Annotated in this window: 12 protein-coding genes; 9 read left to right on the forward strand and 3 right to left on the reverse strand. The window is 55.9% G+C overall.

Translation table 11 applies throughout. The features are described from left to right. The first annotated feature begins 567 nt into the window (after window positions 1–567). Together VGC33_RS12795 and fusA are read left to right on the forward strand one after the other, a co-directional pair. Entirely contained in the window at window positions 568–1266 is a 699-nt protein-coding gene (locus VGC33_RS12795) for an extensin-like domain-containing protein (RefSeq protein ID WP_414636930.1), read from the forward strand. Between the two features lie 214 nt (window positions 1267–1480). Further along, window positions 1481–3580 carry an elongation factor G gene (fusA, locus tag VGC33_RS12800; protein ID WP_331121147.1) on the forward strand — a complete coding sequence of 700 codons (2100 nt, stop codon included), beginning with the start codon at window positions 1481–1483 and terminating at the stop codon, window positions 3578–3580. A gap of 191 nt (window positions 3581–3771) precedes the next feature. Here the strand turns inward: fusA and VGC33_RS12805 are convergent, their stop codons facing one another. After that, complete coding sequence (locus VGC33_RS12805; RefSeq protein ID WP_331121148.1) at window positions 3772–6192, reverse strand: autotransporter outer membrane beta-barrel domain-containing protein; 2421 nt, start codon at window positions 6190–6192, stop codon at window positions 3772–3774. Window positions 6193–6848: 656 nt separating this feature from the next. Beyond that, the gene (locus tag VGC33_RS12810) at window positions 6849–7664 is read right to left on the reverse strand and encodes a DUF2076 domain-containing protein (protein WP_331121149.1); all 816 of its coding nucleotides are present in this window, start codon (window positions 7662–7664) and stop codon (window positions 6849–6851) included. A 288-nt stretch (window positions 7665–7952) separates the two neighbouring features. Here VGC33_RS12810 and VGC33_RS12815 point away from each other — a divergent pair, with 288 nt between their 5' ends. The 7 genes from VGC33_RS12815 (at window position 7953) to ppnP (ending at window position 13783) form a co-directional block, all read left to right on the forward strand. Further along, window positions 7953–8630, forward strand: coding sequence for an epoxyqueuosine reductase QueH (locus tag VGC33_RS12815; RefSeq protein ID WP_331121150.1), 678 nt, complete (start codon window positions 7953–7955; stop codon window positions 8628–8630). A gap of 341 nt (window positions 8631–8971) precedes the next feature. Then, window positions 8972–10180, forward strand: a complete 1209-nt coding sequence (locus VGC33_RS12820) for an L-lactate MFS transporter (protein WP_331121151.1) — start codon at window positions 8972–8974, stop codon at window positions 10178–10180. A gap of 139 nt (window positions 10181–10319) precedes the next feature. Beyond that, the gene (locus VGC33_RS12825; RefSeq protein ID WP_331121152.1) at window positions 10320–10538 is read left to right on the forward strand and encodes a hypothetical protein; all 219 of its coding nucleotides are present in this window, start codon (window positions 10320–10322) and stop codon (window positions 10536–10538) included. 130 nt (window positions 10539–10668) lie between these two features. Next, window positions 10669–12210, forward strand: a complete 1542-nt coding sequence (locus VGC33_RS12830; protein WP_331121153.1) for an FAD-dependent oxidoreductase — start codon at window positions 10669–10671, stop codon at window positions 12208–12210. Between the two features lie 267 nt (window positions 12211–12477). Then, window positions 12478–13002 (forward strand): shikimate kinase AroL, encoded by a 525-nt coding sequence (gene aroL, locus VGC33_RS12835; RefSeq protein ID WP_331121154.1) that lies wholly within the window; start codon window positions 12478–12480, stop codon window positions 13000–13002. 71 nt (window positions 13003–13073) lie between these two features. Continuing rightward, entirely contained in the window at window positions 13074–13265 is a 192-nt protein-coding gene (locus tag VGC33_RS12840; RefSeq protein WP_331121155.1) for a hypothetical protein, read from the forward strand. 227 nt (window positions 13266–13492) lie between these two features. Then, a complete protein-coding gene (gene ppnP, locus VGC33_RS12845) occupies window positions 13493–13783 on the forward strand; it encodes a pyrimidine/purine nucleoside phosphorylase (RefSeq protein WP_331121156.1) in 291 nt (96 codons plus the stop codon). A 111-nt stretch (window positions 13784–13894) separates the two neighbouring features. Here ppnP and rdgC read toward each other — a convergent pair whose 3' ends face one another. After that, window positions 13895–14806, reverse strand: a complete 912-nt coding sequence (gene rdgC, locus VGC33_RS12850; RefSeq protein WP_331121157.1) for a recombination-associated protein RdgC — start codon at window positions 14804–14806, stop codon at window positions 13895–13897. Window positions 14807–15373: the final 567 nt, after the last annotated feature.

Consider the following 15373-nt stretch of genomic DNA (forward strand, 5'->3'; position numbering starts at 1 on the left):
GCGGCGGGATGGATCCGTGCCGGAAATAGATTGGGCCATGTCGGAAAGTTATGCGGTGATGAAAGACAGATAAAGGAGCCGGGGGAATGACGGAAAAAAGGATAATGCCGGGATAGGATGCCCCGAACCGAAGTTCGAGGCGTAAAGTCTAGCTCATTGCTACATGAAACCGACGCAAGTATGGACCCAAATAGCGGATCCGTAAACACCAAAACCGACAATTTTCACAACCTTCCGGGCAATAGCTCAGCAACTGTTCGATACAGCCGGTAATAACCGGCATAAAGTGTGGGTCCGGCCGTCCAGGGGCATTAAAAAAGCCCGCACAGAGGGGCGGGCAAGGACTTCACAGCAAATCAAATCGTTCATTTGATGGAGGGTTCGATGGCGCAATCTGCACATCGTGTTCGTTTTAATCATAGCCAGTACAAATAAACGTCGGCGCAACCGCTCACGAAATTACTCATCATATTATGTGTAAATAACTTATTTCTTTCTCTGCCTATCTATACTGGTTAACTAACCGCGGCGTTTGGCCCGCTTCAAAGGTATAGGGAGTTGAGAACGGTGCGACTGCTGTCCTGCCTGCTGATCCTGGCGCTATTGTCAACGGTATTGGTTCCGCGCCTACTGCCCCTGTTGCCGCCCGGCTACGACCCTTTTTCGCCTTTGTCGGTTAACGATCCGCCGACGTTTATTACCCGCTACAAGCTAAAACGGCTGGCCGGCAATCCCGCGGCCTGCCTGGCGGCGCTTGAGCGGGCAAGCGCCGCCGGACGTCTGTCTTTCAGCCCGGTTGCCGATACCACCGGGCCTTGCCCGCTGCTATCGCCGGTGCGGGTGCGCGGCTTCGGCCCGGTCGGTCTAAGCTCAAGTTTTCTTGCCAGTTGTCCGCTGGCGCTAAGCAGCGCCATGTTCGTTAATCAGGTGGCGGCGCCCCTGGCGGCGGGCGGTCTTGGTTCTGCTTTAGCTCGGATTGATCATCTCGGCAGCTATGCCTGTCGTAACATCTACCATCGTAGCGAGGGGCGGCTGAGCGAGCATGCCGGCGCGCAAGCGCTGGATGTGTCGGGCTTTATCCTGGCGGACGGCCGACGCATCACGGTCTTGCGCCAGTGGTCGCGCCAGGATCCGGCCGGTGAATATCTGCGTTTAGCATTCTCCCAAAGCTGCGGTTTTTTCGGCAATTCGCTCGGCCCCGGCTATAACGCCGCCCACGCCAATCATTTTCATTTCGGCATGCGCGGTTTTGGCGTATGCCGCTAGCGGCGGCGGTACCGTTAATAAAGCCGTGGCTGACATTGAAGACAGGGCGCAAAAGGAGCATTCTGGCAAAGCGCGCCGGCATTTTTTCACTTCTTTTGCCGGATAGCCTGGGATTGCGTTAATAAGACGGTTTATTACATATGCCCCGTCGCCAAAGGCCGACGGGGACGGTTTAACAGCAGGTTTTGTCCTGTAGGGCATTTAAGGTAATTGTATGGTCCGTAAAACTCCCATAGAGCGATATCGCAACATCGGCATCAGTGCGCATATAGATGCCGGCAAGACCACCACCACCGAGCGTATTTTGTTTTACACCGGCGTCAGCCATAAAATCGGTGAAGTGCATGATGGCGCCGCAACGATGGATTGGATGGAGCAGGAGCAGGAGCGCGGGATTACCATTACCTCAGCTGCCACGACAACCTTCTGGAAAGGGATGGCCGGCAATTACCCGGAACATCACATTAATATTATCGATACTCCCGGACACGTGGATTTCACCATTGAAGTGGAACGCTCGATGCGGGTGCTCGACGGCGCCGTAATGGTCTATGACTCGGTGGGCGGGGTACAGCCGCAATCGGAGACCGTGTGGCGCCAGGCCAATAAATATAAAGTGCCGCGCATTGCGTTCGTCAACAAAATGGACCGCACCGGCGCGGATTTCTTCCGGGTACAGACCCAGATTGCCAAACGGCTGAAAGGCGTGGCGGTGCCCATCCAGATTCCGGTCGGCGCGGAAGAGGGGTTCCAGGGCGTGGTCGATCTGGTCAAAATGAAAATCATTGTCTGGGACGATTCTACCCAGGGGGTGAAGTTTACCTATCAGGATATCCCGGCGGATCTGTTGGCTTCTGCCCAGGAATGGCGTAACCATATGATGGAAGCGGCGGCCGAAGCCAGCGAGGAGCTGCTGAATAAATACCTTAACGGCGAAACGCTGACTGAAGACGAAATTAAGGGCGCAATCCGCAAACGGACTATCGCCAATGAAATCGTGCCGATGCTGTGCGGCAGCGCGTTCAAGAATAAAGGCGTCCAGGCGCTGTTGGATGCGGTGGTGGACTATTTGCCGTCGCCTGTCGACGTGCCGGCTATCACCGGGCATGACGAAGACGATAAAGAAGCCGAACGTCACTCCAGCGATACCGAACCGTTCTCCGCATTGGCGTTTAAGATCATGACCGACCCCTTTGTCGGCCAGCTGATCTTTTTCCGCGTTTACTCCGGCGTGATTGCCACCGGCGATTCGGTTTACAATCCGGTTAAAGGTAAAAAAGAGCGTTTGGGCCGGCTGCTGCAAATGCATGCCAACGAACGTAAAGATATCAAGGAAGTCCATGCCGGCGATATCGCCGCCACGGTGGGCATGAAGGATGTGACGACCGGCGATACCCTGTGCGATCCGGATCATCCGATTATTTTGGAACGGATGGTATTTCCCGATCCGGTCATTTCGCAGGCCATCGAGCCCAAGACCAAGGTCGATCAGGAAAAAATGGGGATTGCCCTGGGTCGTTTGATGCAAGAGGATCCGTCGTTTCGCGTCAAGACCGATGAGGAATCCGGCCAGACCATTATTTCCGGTATGGGCGAGCTGCATCTGGAAATTCTGATGGAGCGTATGCGGCGCGAGTTCGGCGTGGCGGTGACGGTGGGTAAACCGCAGGTGGCTTACCGCGAAACCATCAAAAAGACCGTGGAAGAAGTGGAAGGCAAGTACGTTAAACAGACCGGCGGCCGTGGGCAGTATGGGCATGTGGTGTTGAAAATCGAACCGCAGCCGGCGGGCAAAGGGTATGAGTTTGTCGACGCCATCAAGGGCGGTGTGGTGCCGCGCGAGTATATTTCCTCTATCGATAAGGGTATTCAGGATACGTTGACCTCCGGCGTATTGGGCGGTTATCCGGTGGTGGATGTGAAAGCCACGTTGTTCTTCGGTTCCTATCATGAAGTCGACTCCAACGAAAATGCGTTTCGCATGGCGGCGTCGATGGCATTTAAGGACGGGATGCGTCAGGCCCAGCCGATTTTGCTGGAGCCGATGATGGCGGTGGAAGTGGAAACGCCGGAAGACTTTATGGGCAACGTGATGGGCGATCTGTCGTCACGGCGCGGCATGGTGCAGGGGATGGAGGATATCCTCGGCAGTAAGCTTATCCGCGCGGAAGTGCCGTTGGCGGAGATGTTCGGTTATTCCACCACGCTGCGGTCTATGTCGCAGGGGCGCGCCACCTATACCATGGAGTTTAAACACTATTCGGAAGCGCCGAAAGCGGTAGCCGAGGCGGTGATCAAAACCCGCGGTAAATAACCTAAAGCCCGGTGTTGGCGGGCATACCGTGCCATGGGGCGCTTGGTCGGGCATAAACACCACGCCCGGTCCGGCCCCATCGGCGCGGTCTCCCTTTAACACCTCCGCGTTGAGCCCGGTGTTGGCGGGGCATCTCGTGCCCTGGGGCTCTTTCATCTTTACGCGCCGTATCAAGACCGGCGCCGTGTCTGTCAGAACAGGTATTTCACTCCCAGCATGCCGGCGGTATCGCTGTAGCCTTTATCGCCTACCTGCTGCGCGACATTGCCCCAAAGATTGAAATGGCGGTTAATCTGTCCTTCAACCCCGAGTTTGAGTTCTCCGATGTTGGCCGCGCCGTCTTGTTTTACCGTTATGCCATCCATGCTGACACCAAAATCGTCTGAATTATGGATCCAGTTAGCCTCGACAAATGGCTGGAAGGCGCGATCCTGTTCTTTGTCCCGTTCACTGTAGGTGTGCATATAGGCTTTGATGCCCAAACGCGTCTGGATATTGCCGTCACCTTCTCCGGATACCCTGGTGCCGTTGGCTTCGGTATGGTCGTCGGCTTTGACGCCCATCCAGATGACCTGAGCCTGTGGCTGAAGGAAATAGGCGGTGTTTTTGGCGGCGTTTTCGCCGAGCTTAAGCGCATAACCGCTTTCAAGCGAGGCGCTGGCTCCCTTGGAATTGTATTCTTCATCATTTAAATCCCGTCCTTCCACCTTATTGTCAAACCAGCCGTATTGCGTCCAGCCGTCAACATATAAACCCGTTTTGTCCGTTGCATTGGCATACCAGGTTCCGTAGATACCCACGCTATAGCCGTCCACCGTGCCTTTTGCGCTGTAGCCGGAGACGCGTGATCCGGTATTGCTTTTGGCATTGCCGTAGCCGGCCATGACGCCTAATTGAAAACTATCGAGGCCGCCGCTGTTCCACCGGCCGATATCACCGCCCAGTTGCAGCACGTAACGATTACTTTGGGTCCTGAGCTGGCCGCCATCATCGCGGGAACGGTTATGACCGCCTTGATTAATCATCCACAGGCTGGTGGTCTGGTCTTCGCCCGTCGGCGCGTCGGCATGCCGGGCCATGCCCTGACGATCCTCCAGCCGATTGGCGAACAGGGTATTGGCGGCGGCCAGATTGGCGGCATAACCGCCGGCTTCCGGCCGTTCGACCAGTTCCGGTTCCGGGCCGGGGATGGGATCTGGCGACGGGCCAGGACCCGGGTGCGGGTCTTCGGTCGAGCTGTTCAAATACCAGTTTGCCGCGTTGATTCCCGTGCCGCGCTCCAGGGTGTAATCATAGGCGCCGGCCACAATGCGGCCCGATTGCAAAAACTCACCGTCCGAGGCCCCGGCGACCGATATCAGCTCGATGCCCTTCACCGTGGCGGCGCCGCCGCCGCCGGCGTTATTGACGCTGACCCGGGTACTGCCGGACGTGTCGCCGCCGATAATCAGTTTTTCCGTGTGGGTGTCGTCATCCGATAAGCGGGCGTTAAAATTAAGCTGGCCATTGTCGCCGACATAGCTTCCCGTCACGTTAAGCACCGTCCCGCCGTCACCATTGAGATTGATGGCGCCCGCATTGTCCAGGCTGAGGATGGTCTGGTCAAAGCCCATTAAATTCATCGTACCGGCCGGGGCGACGGTATAGGCCGACTGGCCGCTGAAAGCCTTGAGCGCGCCGGCGGCCAAGGTTCCGCCGTTAATCACGGTATCGCCGGCGTAGGCGTTATCACCGGTTAATGTTAACGTGCCGTCGTTGACGGTCACCCTCATCGGCGCGACAGACCCGCTATTGCCGATATTGCCCGTTAATCGCCATTCCCCGTCGCCGTTTTTGGTCAGGTTTTGAAAATCCGTAATGTCGCCCGATAGCAGGTCCGCGCGGGCAGGGGATCCGGCCGCGCCATTAAGTATCAGGGCATTGGCGCCGTCACCGCCGTTGATATCGCCGGTAAGCGCCGAGCCGCCCTCAAGGGTAAGACTATCATTGCCCGGGCCGAAGGCGATGTTGCCGACGATTACCGCGCCGGTATGATTGGTCAAGGACACGGGGGCGCCGGAACCGCCGATAACCGTCTTTGCCGGATCAAGCGCCGTAATGGTGCCGTAGTTGTCGATAACATTACCGCCGGCGTCGGGCGCGGCCGACTCAAACCAAATGGCCGACCTGCCCGAGCCTTGGATCAATCCATGGTTCACAATGGTATTGCCGCTCCCCACGGCGGTGATGGCGTCATTGGTTGGGGAAGAACCTAATCCCAGTATCTGGGCGCCGGGTTCCAGGGTCAATCGGGTATTATTATTAAACTCAATGGTATTATGACCCAAGCCCCATGCGCCCGCGCCGGAAAGGCCCTGGGTATTGTTTTGTACCACCGCCCGTTCCCGCAGGACGATAGTGGACCCGGAGTCCAGACTGATGGCGGTAAATTCCCCGGTATCGATCCTGGCGGCGGGGAGGGCCAGAAGATTCACATCATTTAGCCCGGGGCCGGTGCCGACGGTATCGGTTTGTACAGACAGGTTGCCGCAGGTGGTGGTTTTCCCACTCGCCGCCGGAGGATCGCATGCCGCTAAGGCTTTATCCGGCGCCGTAAAAATAACCAATGCCAAGGCGGTGGTTATTATATTAACTTTATTGGTTAATTTGGATGAAAATAGTCTGGTTATACTAATAAATATATCAAGAGAGTAAAAGGAAAGCTTTCCCATTGAATCGTTTATACGCATAATTACCAATCCTTAAATTGATAGGGCGTGGGTTGGTTGCAGGACATGCCATATGATCATTAATTGTATAATTTTTAAGATATTAACACCCAGGTCGGATGCCGGTGAACACGGCGCGGTAAACTCAACGGATCACGCGTGCGCTCTGCGTTATTCGTAGGGGGAACACTAAAAACAAATAAAAATTTAATATCCTTATAAGAAACAAAACCACGATCACAAAACCCGAAAGAAATATTAAAACAATGACACGAAGGATTTTTTATAATTTAATTTTTGTTTTTATATGTCAAATGTAAAAAGGATAATTGAGTGTAGGCTGCTGTAATCTTGTTTTCCAGCAAAATTTTCGGCGCTAAATTAATTGCCGCGCCATGAAGCTAAATAAGTAAAACCGATGCGATAACGGGCGGCACGCCGCGATGTCGGCCGACGCTCAGTGGCTGCCATGGCGTTTGGCCCATAAAAAAGCCCGCGCCAAGCGCGGGCTTTGCCATTCACCTCATACCGCCATGGGACCGGCGATATTTCAGCGGCGGTCAGACAAAATCGTCATCATCGCTGAAGTCATCGTCCGCGCCGAAGCTGTCGTCGGTGCCAAAACCATTATCACCACCAAAGCCCGGGTCGGCGCCGAAACTGTTATCGGCGTTGTTATCGTCGCCGTAATCATTATTGGCGAGTTCATCACCGTTTCCACCCGGGAAATGATTGCCCGAGACATCATTAAAGGTATCAAGGTTATCGCTGGAAAAATCCTGATTGGTCAGAGGATCGGTGGCGGCATCCAGGGGTTGGTCGATGACATTCACTATTTCCTGCGGCTGGCTGTTATGGAACATGCCGGTCAGCATATTGCCCAGCACCACGCCACCGGCCACGCCGGCGGCGGTTTGCAGCGCGCCGGCTAAAAAGCCGCCGCCGCGGGGCGCAGCCTGCGGCTGGTTATACCCCTGGGCATAGCCGTTATATCCGGGCGGCGGCGCGGCCTGGCCGCCATAGCCCGGCGCCGGGGGCTGCTGCTGGCTGTTCCAGGAAGACGCGGGTTGCCGCGGCGGGGCATTTCTGGCCCCGCCGCCAAACAGGTTGCTGAGAAAACCGCCCTGGCTTGGCGGCGGGGCGTTTTTCAGTTCGGTAAGCTCTGTTTCCAGCCGTTGCACCTGTTGGTGCAGGCGCTTAAGCGCGGCTTCCTGGATCAAAATCGACTGCGCCATATAATAAGGGGCGGCGGGCTGCTGCCGGATGAACTCCTGGATTTGCCGATCCGCGTCGGCGTCTCGAGGTCCGGCTTTTTGCTCCGCTTGTTTCAGGCGCTGAAAAAGTCCCTCGATAATACGTTGCTCTTCTGATTGCATGGCGGTGACCTTTTAACCTTTTTACGTTAGCAGCGGGCTGCGTTTACTTCCTTTAAATCTAGTCTGATTACCGCCATTCATAAAGGCGTACAGCGTAAAGGTTTTCAGAAAAGTGTTACCAGTACGCAGGGTGGGCGGAAAGGGGCGCCGCCCGGGGGCCGGGGGTGCATTGACCCCGGGTTTATTACTGTTTGGCTAGTCTGCGTTAAGCCGCGCGTCGCCAGCCCGGCCGGTATCCATGCTATATTTGCCGGCCAGACTCTTTATCTGACATTCGAGAAAGCGCCCATGGCCGAATTTATCCGACCGATACTTACCCTCCCGCGGGGGGCCGATAAGCTGCTGCTGCATTCGTGCTGCGCGCCCTGCTCGGGGGAGGTCATGGAAGCGCTGAGCGCCTCCGGTATCGACTATACGATCTTTTTTTATAATCCCAATATCCATCCCCAGCGTGAATATCTGATCCGCAAGGAGGAAAATATCCGCTTTGCCGACCGGCACCGGGTGCCCTTTATCGATGCCGACTATGATACCGATAACTGGTTCACCCGCGCCAAAGGCATGGAGCGGGAGCCGGAGCGCGGGATCCGCTGCACCATGTGTTTTGATATGCGTTTTGAGCGCACCGCGCTTTATGCCCATGAACAGGGTTTTAGCGTCATCTCCAGCTCCCTGGGCATCTCACGCTGGAAGAACATGCAGCAGATCAACAATTGCGGACAGCGCGCCGCCGGTCATTATCCCGGCATGACCTACTGGGATTATAACTGGCGCAAGCAGGGCGGTTCGTCGCGCATGATTGATATCAGCAAACGCGAGGCGTTTTATCAGCAAGAGTATTGCGGGTGCATTTATTCGCTGCGCGACAGCAATCGACATCGAAAATCGCAAGGCCGGGATATTATCCGTATCGGCGTGAATTATTATCATCACCCATCGCCGGCGGGGGAAACCGGGGAAGAATAAACCTCCGCGCCACCGCCGGTGCGTTCCGGCGGAAAATTTTATGCCGTCCATGCCGGGCTAAATTTACCATAAGGTAAAATATGTTAATCGATGGGGCATGATTGACAATGGTTTGTAATAATTGCCTACTTAGCGTAACCTGGAAATAGCCCTATCGCGCGGCTTTGCTCCGCCGTTAATACTTATTATGCCGTTCATACCCCAAGGCGTGCATTTCATTCCCTGTTCACGTTATCTCATGCCGCATTTAAGCCGCCTGCTTGGTTTCGCCTTTATAGTATTGCCAGTTATCCCGCTTTATGGGCATCGATTCTAAAAGAATTGTTAATGCGAGGCAAAATATGAAGACGCAACATGCTACCCCCCTGCGGTGGCTTACCCTATTAGGAACCATTGTAACCCAGTTCGCCTTGGGATCGGTTTACACCTGGAGCCTGTTTAACGATCCGTTGGCCGATAAGCTGCATCAACCGGTCAGCCGGGTGGCGTTTGCGTTTGGATTGCTCAGCCTGACGCTGGCGCTGGCGTCGTCGGTGGCCGGCAGGTTCCAGGACCGTTTTGGCGTGCGTAATGTCACCCTGGGCGCGGGCGTTCTGCTTGGCGTGGGGTTTTGCCTGACCGCCTATGCCGGTAACCTGACGATGCTGTGGATTTCCGCCGGACTGCTGGTGGGATTTGCCGATGGCATCGGTTATCTGATGACATTGTCCAACTGCGTAAAATGGTTTCCGGAACGTAAAGGGGTCATTTCCGCCTGCGCCATCGGCGCCTACGGTTTGGGCAGCCTGGGATTCAAATATATCAACAGCCGCCTTCTGGCCCAGTACAGCCTGGAAACCACCTTTATCCTTTGGGGGCTTATCGCCATGGCGATGGTTATCGCCGGCGGCCTGGCGATGTGGGATGCGCCCGCTCAACGGGTGGACAAGACCTGGGCCGCCCGTGATTTTTCCCTGGCGCAGTGCATGAGAATTCCACAATACTGGCTATTGGCCCTGATGTTTTTAACCGCCTGCATGAGCGGGCTGTACGTCATCGGCGTGGCGAAGGATATCGGCGAAAGCCTGGTGCGTTTAACCCCGGCGGTGGCGGCCAACGCCGTGACGATTATCGCGGCGGCCAATCTTGGCGGACGGCTGGTGCTCGGCGTGCTGTCGGACCGGATGCCGCGTATCCGGGTCGTTTCGCTGGCCCAGGTGATTTCACTGTTCGGTATGGCGTTGTTATTGTTTGTCCATCTCAGCCCGAGCCTGTTTTTTATGGCCATTGCCTGCGTGGCTTTCAGCTTTGGCGGCACCATTACGGTTTACCCGTCGCTGGTCAGTGATTTCTTCGGCCTGAATAACCTGACCAAAAACTATGGCGTGATTTATTTGGGCTTCGGCGTCGGCAGTATCATCGGATCGATCGTGGCCTCGTTGTTCGGCGGCTTTATCGTCACCTTTCAATTGATCCTGGTGCTGCTGGTCATCTCACTGGTCATTTCTTTAACCTTGCATCAGCCCGATGAAAAAATACGTTTACTGCTGAATGAGGCCACCGGTAAATAAAGTTATTGCGGATTACCCTTTGCAAAAAAGCCGAAAGCCCGCCCTGCGCGGGCTTTCGGCTTTTTTTGAAAGTATTCATAATCAAATAACGTTTTAATCATGGACTCATTATATCCGGCTGGCGGGAAAGGGAATAAAAATGATTAAAAACCTAGCTGTTTTGGATGGCGCGGATCCGCTGAACCAGCGGGGCCGGCAGTTATACCGTGCCCGCGCCATCGCGATCAGGCTTAACACCGCCTCGGGGCATGAATCAGCCGTCATGACGCGGCGAAGCGATAAATATGATATCTCCGCCCTGGGCCAGGCGCTGAAAAAATTCATCGCCTGGCTGCGCGATGTGTTTAATAACGACTAGCCGGAAATCTGCAGGCGGTATGCATGCCCGCTTTTCAGCGCTCTGCGCCGGACTTCACAGCCGGCGTTTAGCTGCTAGGCTTAACTATAGCACTCCTAACAATATGGTCTTTAATAAGAAGGAGCCTATCGTGGCCTATCAAGAAGTGATGTCGTTAACCGCATTGCCCGAAATGCAATCGAAAAAAATCAGCCTTGGCGATACCGATATTCTATTGATAAAAAAAGGCGATCGGGTTTTTGCCCTCGAGTCCACCTGTCCCCACTCCGGCGCGCCGTTGGAAAAAGGCGCGCTTTGTGAAGGCAAGATTATCTGTCCCTGGCACAAGTCGGTATTTACCCTTGAGCAAGGCGCGCTGTGCGAACCGCCCGCGCTGCGTGATTTAAAGCGTTACCCGGTTAAAGTTGAACAGGGCAAGATCTGGGTCGATCCAAAGCCGCGGCCGGGAGCGGAGCCGCTGGATAAGGTCACCACCCAGGAGACGCTGGTGGTCCTGGGCGTCGGCGCCGGCGGCAGCGCAGCCGTTAAGGCGCTGCGGGAAAAAGGTTACCGGGGACGCCTGATGGTTATCGAACGTGAAAAACAGGCGCCATACGATCGCACCACGTTGTCCAAATTTGTCCCGCAGGGGGATATGGACATGGATGAAGTGCCGTCGCTGCTGGACGATGATTTTTATCAACAGCAAAAAATCGAGCGTATCAACGGCAACGTCGAGGAACTGAACGCCGATAAGCATCAGCTGCGGTTGGATGACGGCCAGGTCATAACCTATGGCAAGTTATTACTGGCCACCGGCGGTATTCCGCAGCGCCCCGACCTGCCCGGCAAAGCCCTGTTCGGCATCCAGGTGCTCAGGAGTTGGGAGCAGGCCGCCGAGCTGGTCGACACCGTTGAAAAAGAAAAACGCCTGGTGATCGTCGGCAACAGCTTTATCGGCATGGAAGTCGCCGCGGCGTTTCGCAAGCAGGGCGTGGACGTGACCGTGATAGCCGAACATCCGCTGCCGTTCGAGAAACAGTTCGGCCAAGAGCTGGCAAGCTTCTTCCGTCGCCGCCACGAGCATAAAGGCGTGAAGTTTGTCGCGGGCTTGCCGGCGGAATTTACCGGCGAACGGCGGGTGGACGCGGTGGTGCTGAAGGACGGCACGCGCATTGAAGCCGATCTGGTGCTGCTGGCCACCGGCGTGGCGCCGGCGACCGGGTTTATCCACGGTCTGCCGCTGAATAAAGACGGCAGCCTGAGCGTGGACGCCTCCATGTCGGCGGGCAAGGATGTTTACGCCATCGGCGATATCGCCACCTTCCCGCTTAACGGCAAACCCACCCGGATAGAACATTGGCGCGTGGCCCAGCAGCATGGCCGCGTGGCCGCAAGCCGGATGGCGGGACAGGATGACATCTATGATTCCGTGCCGTTTTTCTGGACCCAGCAATATGGCGTGCGCTATGAATATTTGGGCCACGCCGAAAAATGGGACACCATCGACATTACCGGCTCGCCCGACAAGGATGACTTCGTGGCGCTTTACGCGCTGAATGATGAACTGGTGGCGGTGGTCGGCACCGGGCGTATGCGCACCACGGGTACCCTGCTCATCAAGATGGGGGAGAAACTGACGCTACGGCAGGCAAAACGTATTGTGGCGGAGGTGGTCGAACCGGATAGCTAATCGAGCGGCTCTCCCGGTCAACAGGTTCTGGACGCCCGCGGCGCGGGCATAGCCGTATGGCTTTTTTTGCCTGATGTGTTGGACAGGCGGGACAACCCTACAATTAATATGGTATGTAATGAGCTGGCATGCGCGGCGGTAAGCGGCGCATGCTACGGCCCGCGACTTTTTATCCAAAGGCCGTTCGTCGGTTAGTGCCCATGCGAAGTCAATGATATGATGCGCAGCTGGACTGAAAAGGTCGTTGGATAAAAGGATATGCAGTAAATGACACAGCCCATTTATTTGGTTGGCGCTAGGGGATGCGGTAAAACCACGGTTGGCCAGGCGCTGGCCGGGGTGTTGGGATATGAGTTTATCGACACCGATCAACTGTTGTTGAGCACCACCGGCCGCAGCGTGGCGCAGATCGTCGAGAGCGAGGGCTGGGGGGGGTTTCGGGCAAAAGAGAGTGCAATCCTGCGGTCGACTACCGGTGGGCGCAAGGTGATAGCCACGGGCGGCGGTATTGTGCTGTCGGAGGCGAACCGGCGTTGTATGCGGGCGAACGGCACGGTTATTTACCTGCATGCCCAGCCCGATATTCTGGCGCGGCGTCTGGAGGCGTTTCCCGAGGAAGATCAGCGGCCAAGCCTGACCGGGCGTCCCATTGCCGAAGAGATTGCTGAAATCCTGCTGGCCAGGGAAGCGTTATACCAGGATGCGGCCCATCATGTGCTGGATGCCTCCTCATCACCGGATGCGGTAGTCTCGGCGATATTGCAGCGGCTTCATCCCTGCGCCGCCGGATAATCCGCCGCCATGCGCAATTGTCTGACTTAGCCTATACTTACCCGACCAAATCATAAAATAAGGAAGTGATTATGGCGAGTAAACCCCCTTATCCCCGAGAAGCCCATATCGTTAAGAAAGAGAAGGGGCTGCCGGGCAAGACCAAGACGGTCTTTGAGCTGCGGGCCGATCATCCCAAGCCCGACACGCTTATCAGCGAGCATGACTCCGAACATGAGGCGCTGGACGCGAAAGCGCGTTACCAGGGCGAAGATAAAACCTGATTATCATCCCCGCCGGATCGGGTCGCATTACCCCGGTCCGGCAACCCGCTATCCGGCCAACCCGGTAACATAGCCATTTCTTCCCCGTGAATCGTCTTCGGCTTCACATCGGTTTTTACATCGGTTTTTTGCCCGTCGTCCGGCATTTCGCGGTAATAAGGCGTGACAATTCAACGATCCTCCTTTTACTATGAGGCACTGAAATTATTATCGAAAGGAATGTATCCATGCTGAATGTAAATGAGTATTTTGCCGGCAAAGTGAAGTCTATTGGTTTTGATTCTTCCAGCATTGGTCGCGCCAGCGTGGGGGTGATGGAAACCGGCGAATATACATTCACCACGGCGCAGCCCGAGGAAATGACCGTTATTAACGGCGCGTTGCGGGCGTTATTACCAGGCTCCCACGATTGGCAGGTATTTATGCCCGGCGAAAAGTTTTTTGTTCCAGCGCAAAGCGAGTTTATTGTACAGGTGGCGGAAGCCAGCGCGTATTTATGTAAATATATGAGTAAATAATTCGCCAAGACCGACGGCGCCGTAGTAGGCGCCGTTAAATGCCGACTAAACAGCGCGCAAAATTGCCGCGGACAGGGTGGGCATGCCCTCCCTGTCCGCAAGCACTGTTTTTCAGCGCTGGGCCTCGCCGCCCAAGGCAGCCACCAGCTCTTCTATCAACGTCGCCAGTTCGCCGGTCATCAGGATAAAGTCCGCGTCAAAACGCTGGGCGAAATCCTCGCGATCGATATCGTCATTTTGTTCGCGCAGGGTATCGGCAAACTTCAGGCGCTTGATGGTGGCGTCATCGGCCAGGATAAATTGCACCCGTTCCCGCCAGTCCAGCGCCAATTTGGTCACCACCTTGCCGGCCTCGATATGCGCGGTAATCTCGTCGCTGGCCAGATCCTGTTTTTTACAGCGGATAATACCGCCGTCTTCCAGCAGCGCCTTGAGTTCCGCCTCGTCCTGCACCACAAACCCGGCCGGCGGTTCACCGCCGCGCACCCATTGAGTCAGGGTCAATTCGATGGGGTTTTCCAGGGCGAGGGGCACCACCGGCAGCGATCCGAGGGATTTACGCAGCAGCGCCAGGGCATCCTCGGCTTTCTTGGCGCTGGCGGCGTCGACAATCACCAGGCCTTTAGCGGTGTCCAGCCAGATGAACGTTTGGCTGTAACGGCTGAACGCGCGCGGCATCAGGCTGACCAAGACTTCATCCTTCAGCGCGTCTTTTTCAGCTTTGCGCAGTTTACGGCTTTGCTCGCTTTCCAGCTTGTCTATCTTGCCGTTCAGCTCTTGCTTAACCACGGAGGAAGGCAGGATTTTTTCTTCTTTGCGCACGCAAATGATTATCTGGTCGTTGACGGCATGGGTTAACGCGTCGCTTTTATCACCCAGGGGGGAAACCCAGCCCGATTTCGCCATATCCTGGCTGCCGCAGGGGGTAAACGACGAGGCCGCCAATTGTTTTTCCATCTCTTCCGCCGACAGCGTAACATCGCGGTTCAGGCGGTAAATCATGATATTCTTGAACCAAAACATAAGGTTAAATCCCTGATCCGGCACGCCGTTAAGCACGCGGGTTGATCACACGCAGCGCGCATGATAACGCATCCCGGCGGTAAAATCGGTAAAGAATTTTCTGGTTTACGGCTTGATTCTATCAAATCAGGGTTTTTTATTTGCTGAATAATAGCAGGCAAACGGGCTGGCATTCGGCGCCGCCGTGGTGGGAGAGCCGCTTGCGGCGTGGGGGTGGGCCGATATGGCCTATGGTGAGGGTTTCGCTTGTGGCGCGGGGGCGGGCTTATATTGTTGTGGCTTATATGGCCTATGGTGGGGTTTCGCTTGCCAGGCGTTGGGTGGTTATAGGTATTGCCGGCGCCCGGCAGATCGTGCGCCGCTGCGCGGTTCCCGGCCGCGCCGCATCCCGGCATTTGGACCGCCCGGTTAGCGCTCCAGGCGCAACCGGGCTTTCGCCGCTCCCGGCGGCTCATCCAGCCGCGATGCACGCTGCCGGCGCACTCTATGCCGGCACAAGGTCAACACCATCGCCTGTGGGCAAAATAATGGTTTGGGTTTTTAGCGGTATGCACTTACCGGGAAAAT

The organism is Acerihabitans sp. (genome assembly GCF_036398755.1).
GTDB lineage: Bacteria > Pseudomonadota > Gammaproteobacteria > Enterobacterales > Enterobacteriaceae > Acerihabitans.

Coding starts and splice junctions, on each gene's coding strand:
- fusA (WP_331121147.1), top strand. CDS start 1,481: ATGGTCCGTAAAACTCCCATAGAGCGATATCGCAACATCGGCATCAGT.
- VGC33_RS12810 (WP_331121149.1), bottom strand. CDS start 7,664: ATGCAATCAGAAGAGCAACGTATTATCGAGGGACTTTTTCAGCGCCTG.
- VGC33_RS12815 (WP_331121150.1), top strand. CDS start 7,953: ATGGCCGAATTTATCCGACCGATACTTACCCTCCCGCGGGGGGCCGAT.
- VGC33_RS12820 (WP_331121151.1), top strand. CDS start 8,972: ATGAAGACGCAACATGCTACCCCCCTGCGGTGGCTTACCCTATTAGGA.
- VGC33_RS12825 (WP_331121152.1), top strand. CDS start 10,320: ATGATTAAAAACCTAGCTGTTTTGGATGGCGCGGATCCGCTGAACCAG.
- aroL (WP_331121154.1), top strand. CDS start 12,478: ATGACACAGCCCATTTATTTGGTTGGCGCTAGGGGATGCGGTAAAACC.
- VGC33_RS12840 (WP_331121155.1), top strand. CDS start 13,074: ATGGCGAGTAAACCCCCTTATCCCCGAGAAGCCCATATCGTTAAGAAA.
- ppnP (WP_331121156.1), top strand. CDS start 13,493: ATGCTGAATGTAAATGAGTATTTTGCCGGCAAAGTGAAGTCTATTGGT.
- rdgC (WP_331121157.1), bottom strand. CDS start 14,806: ATGTTTTGGTTCAAGAATATCATGATTTACCGCCTGAACCGCGATGTT.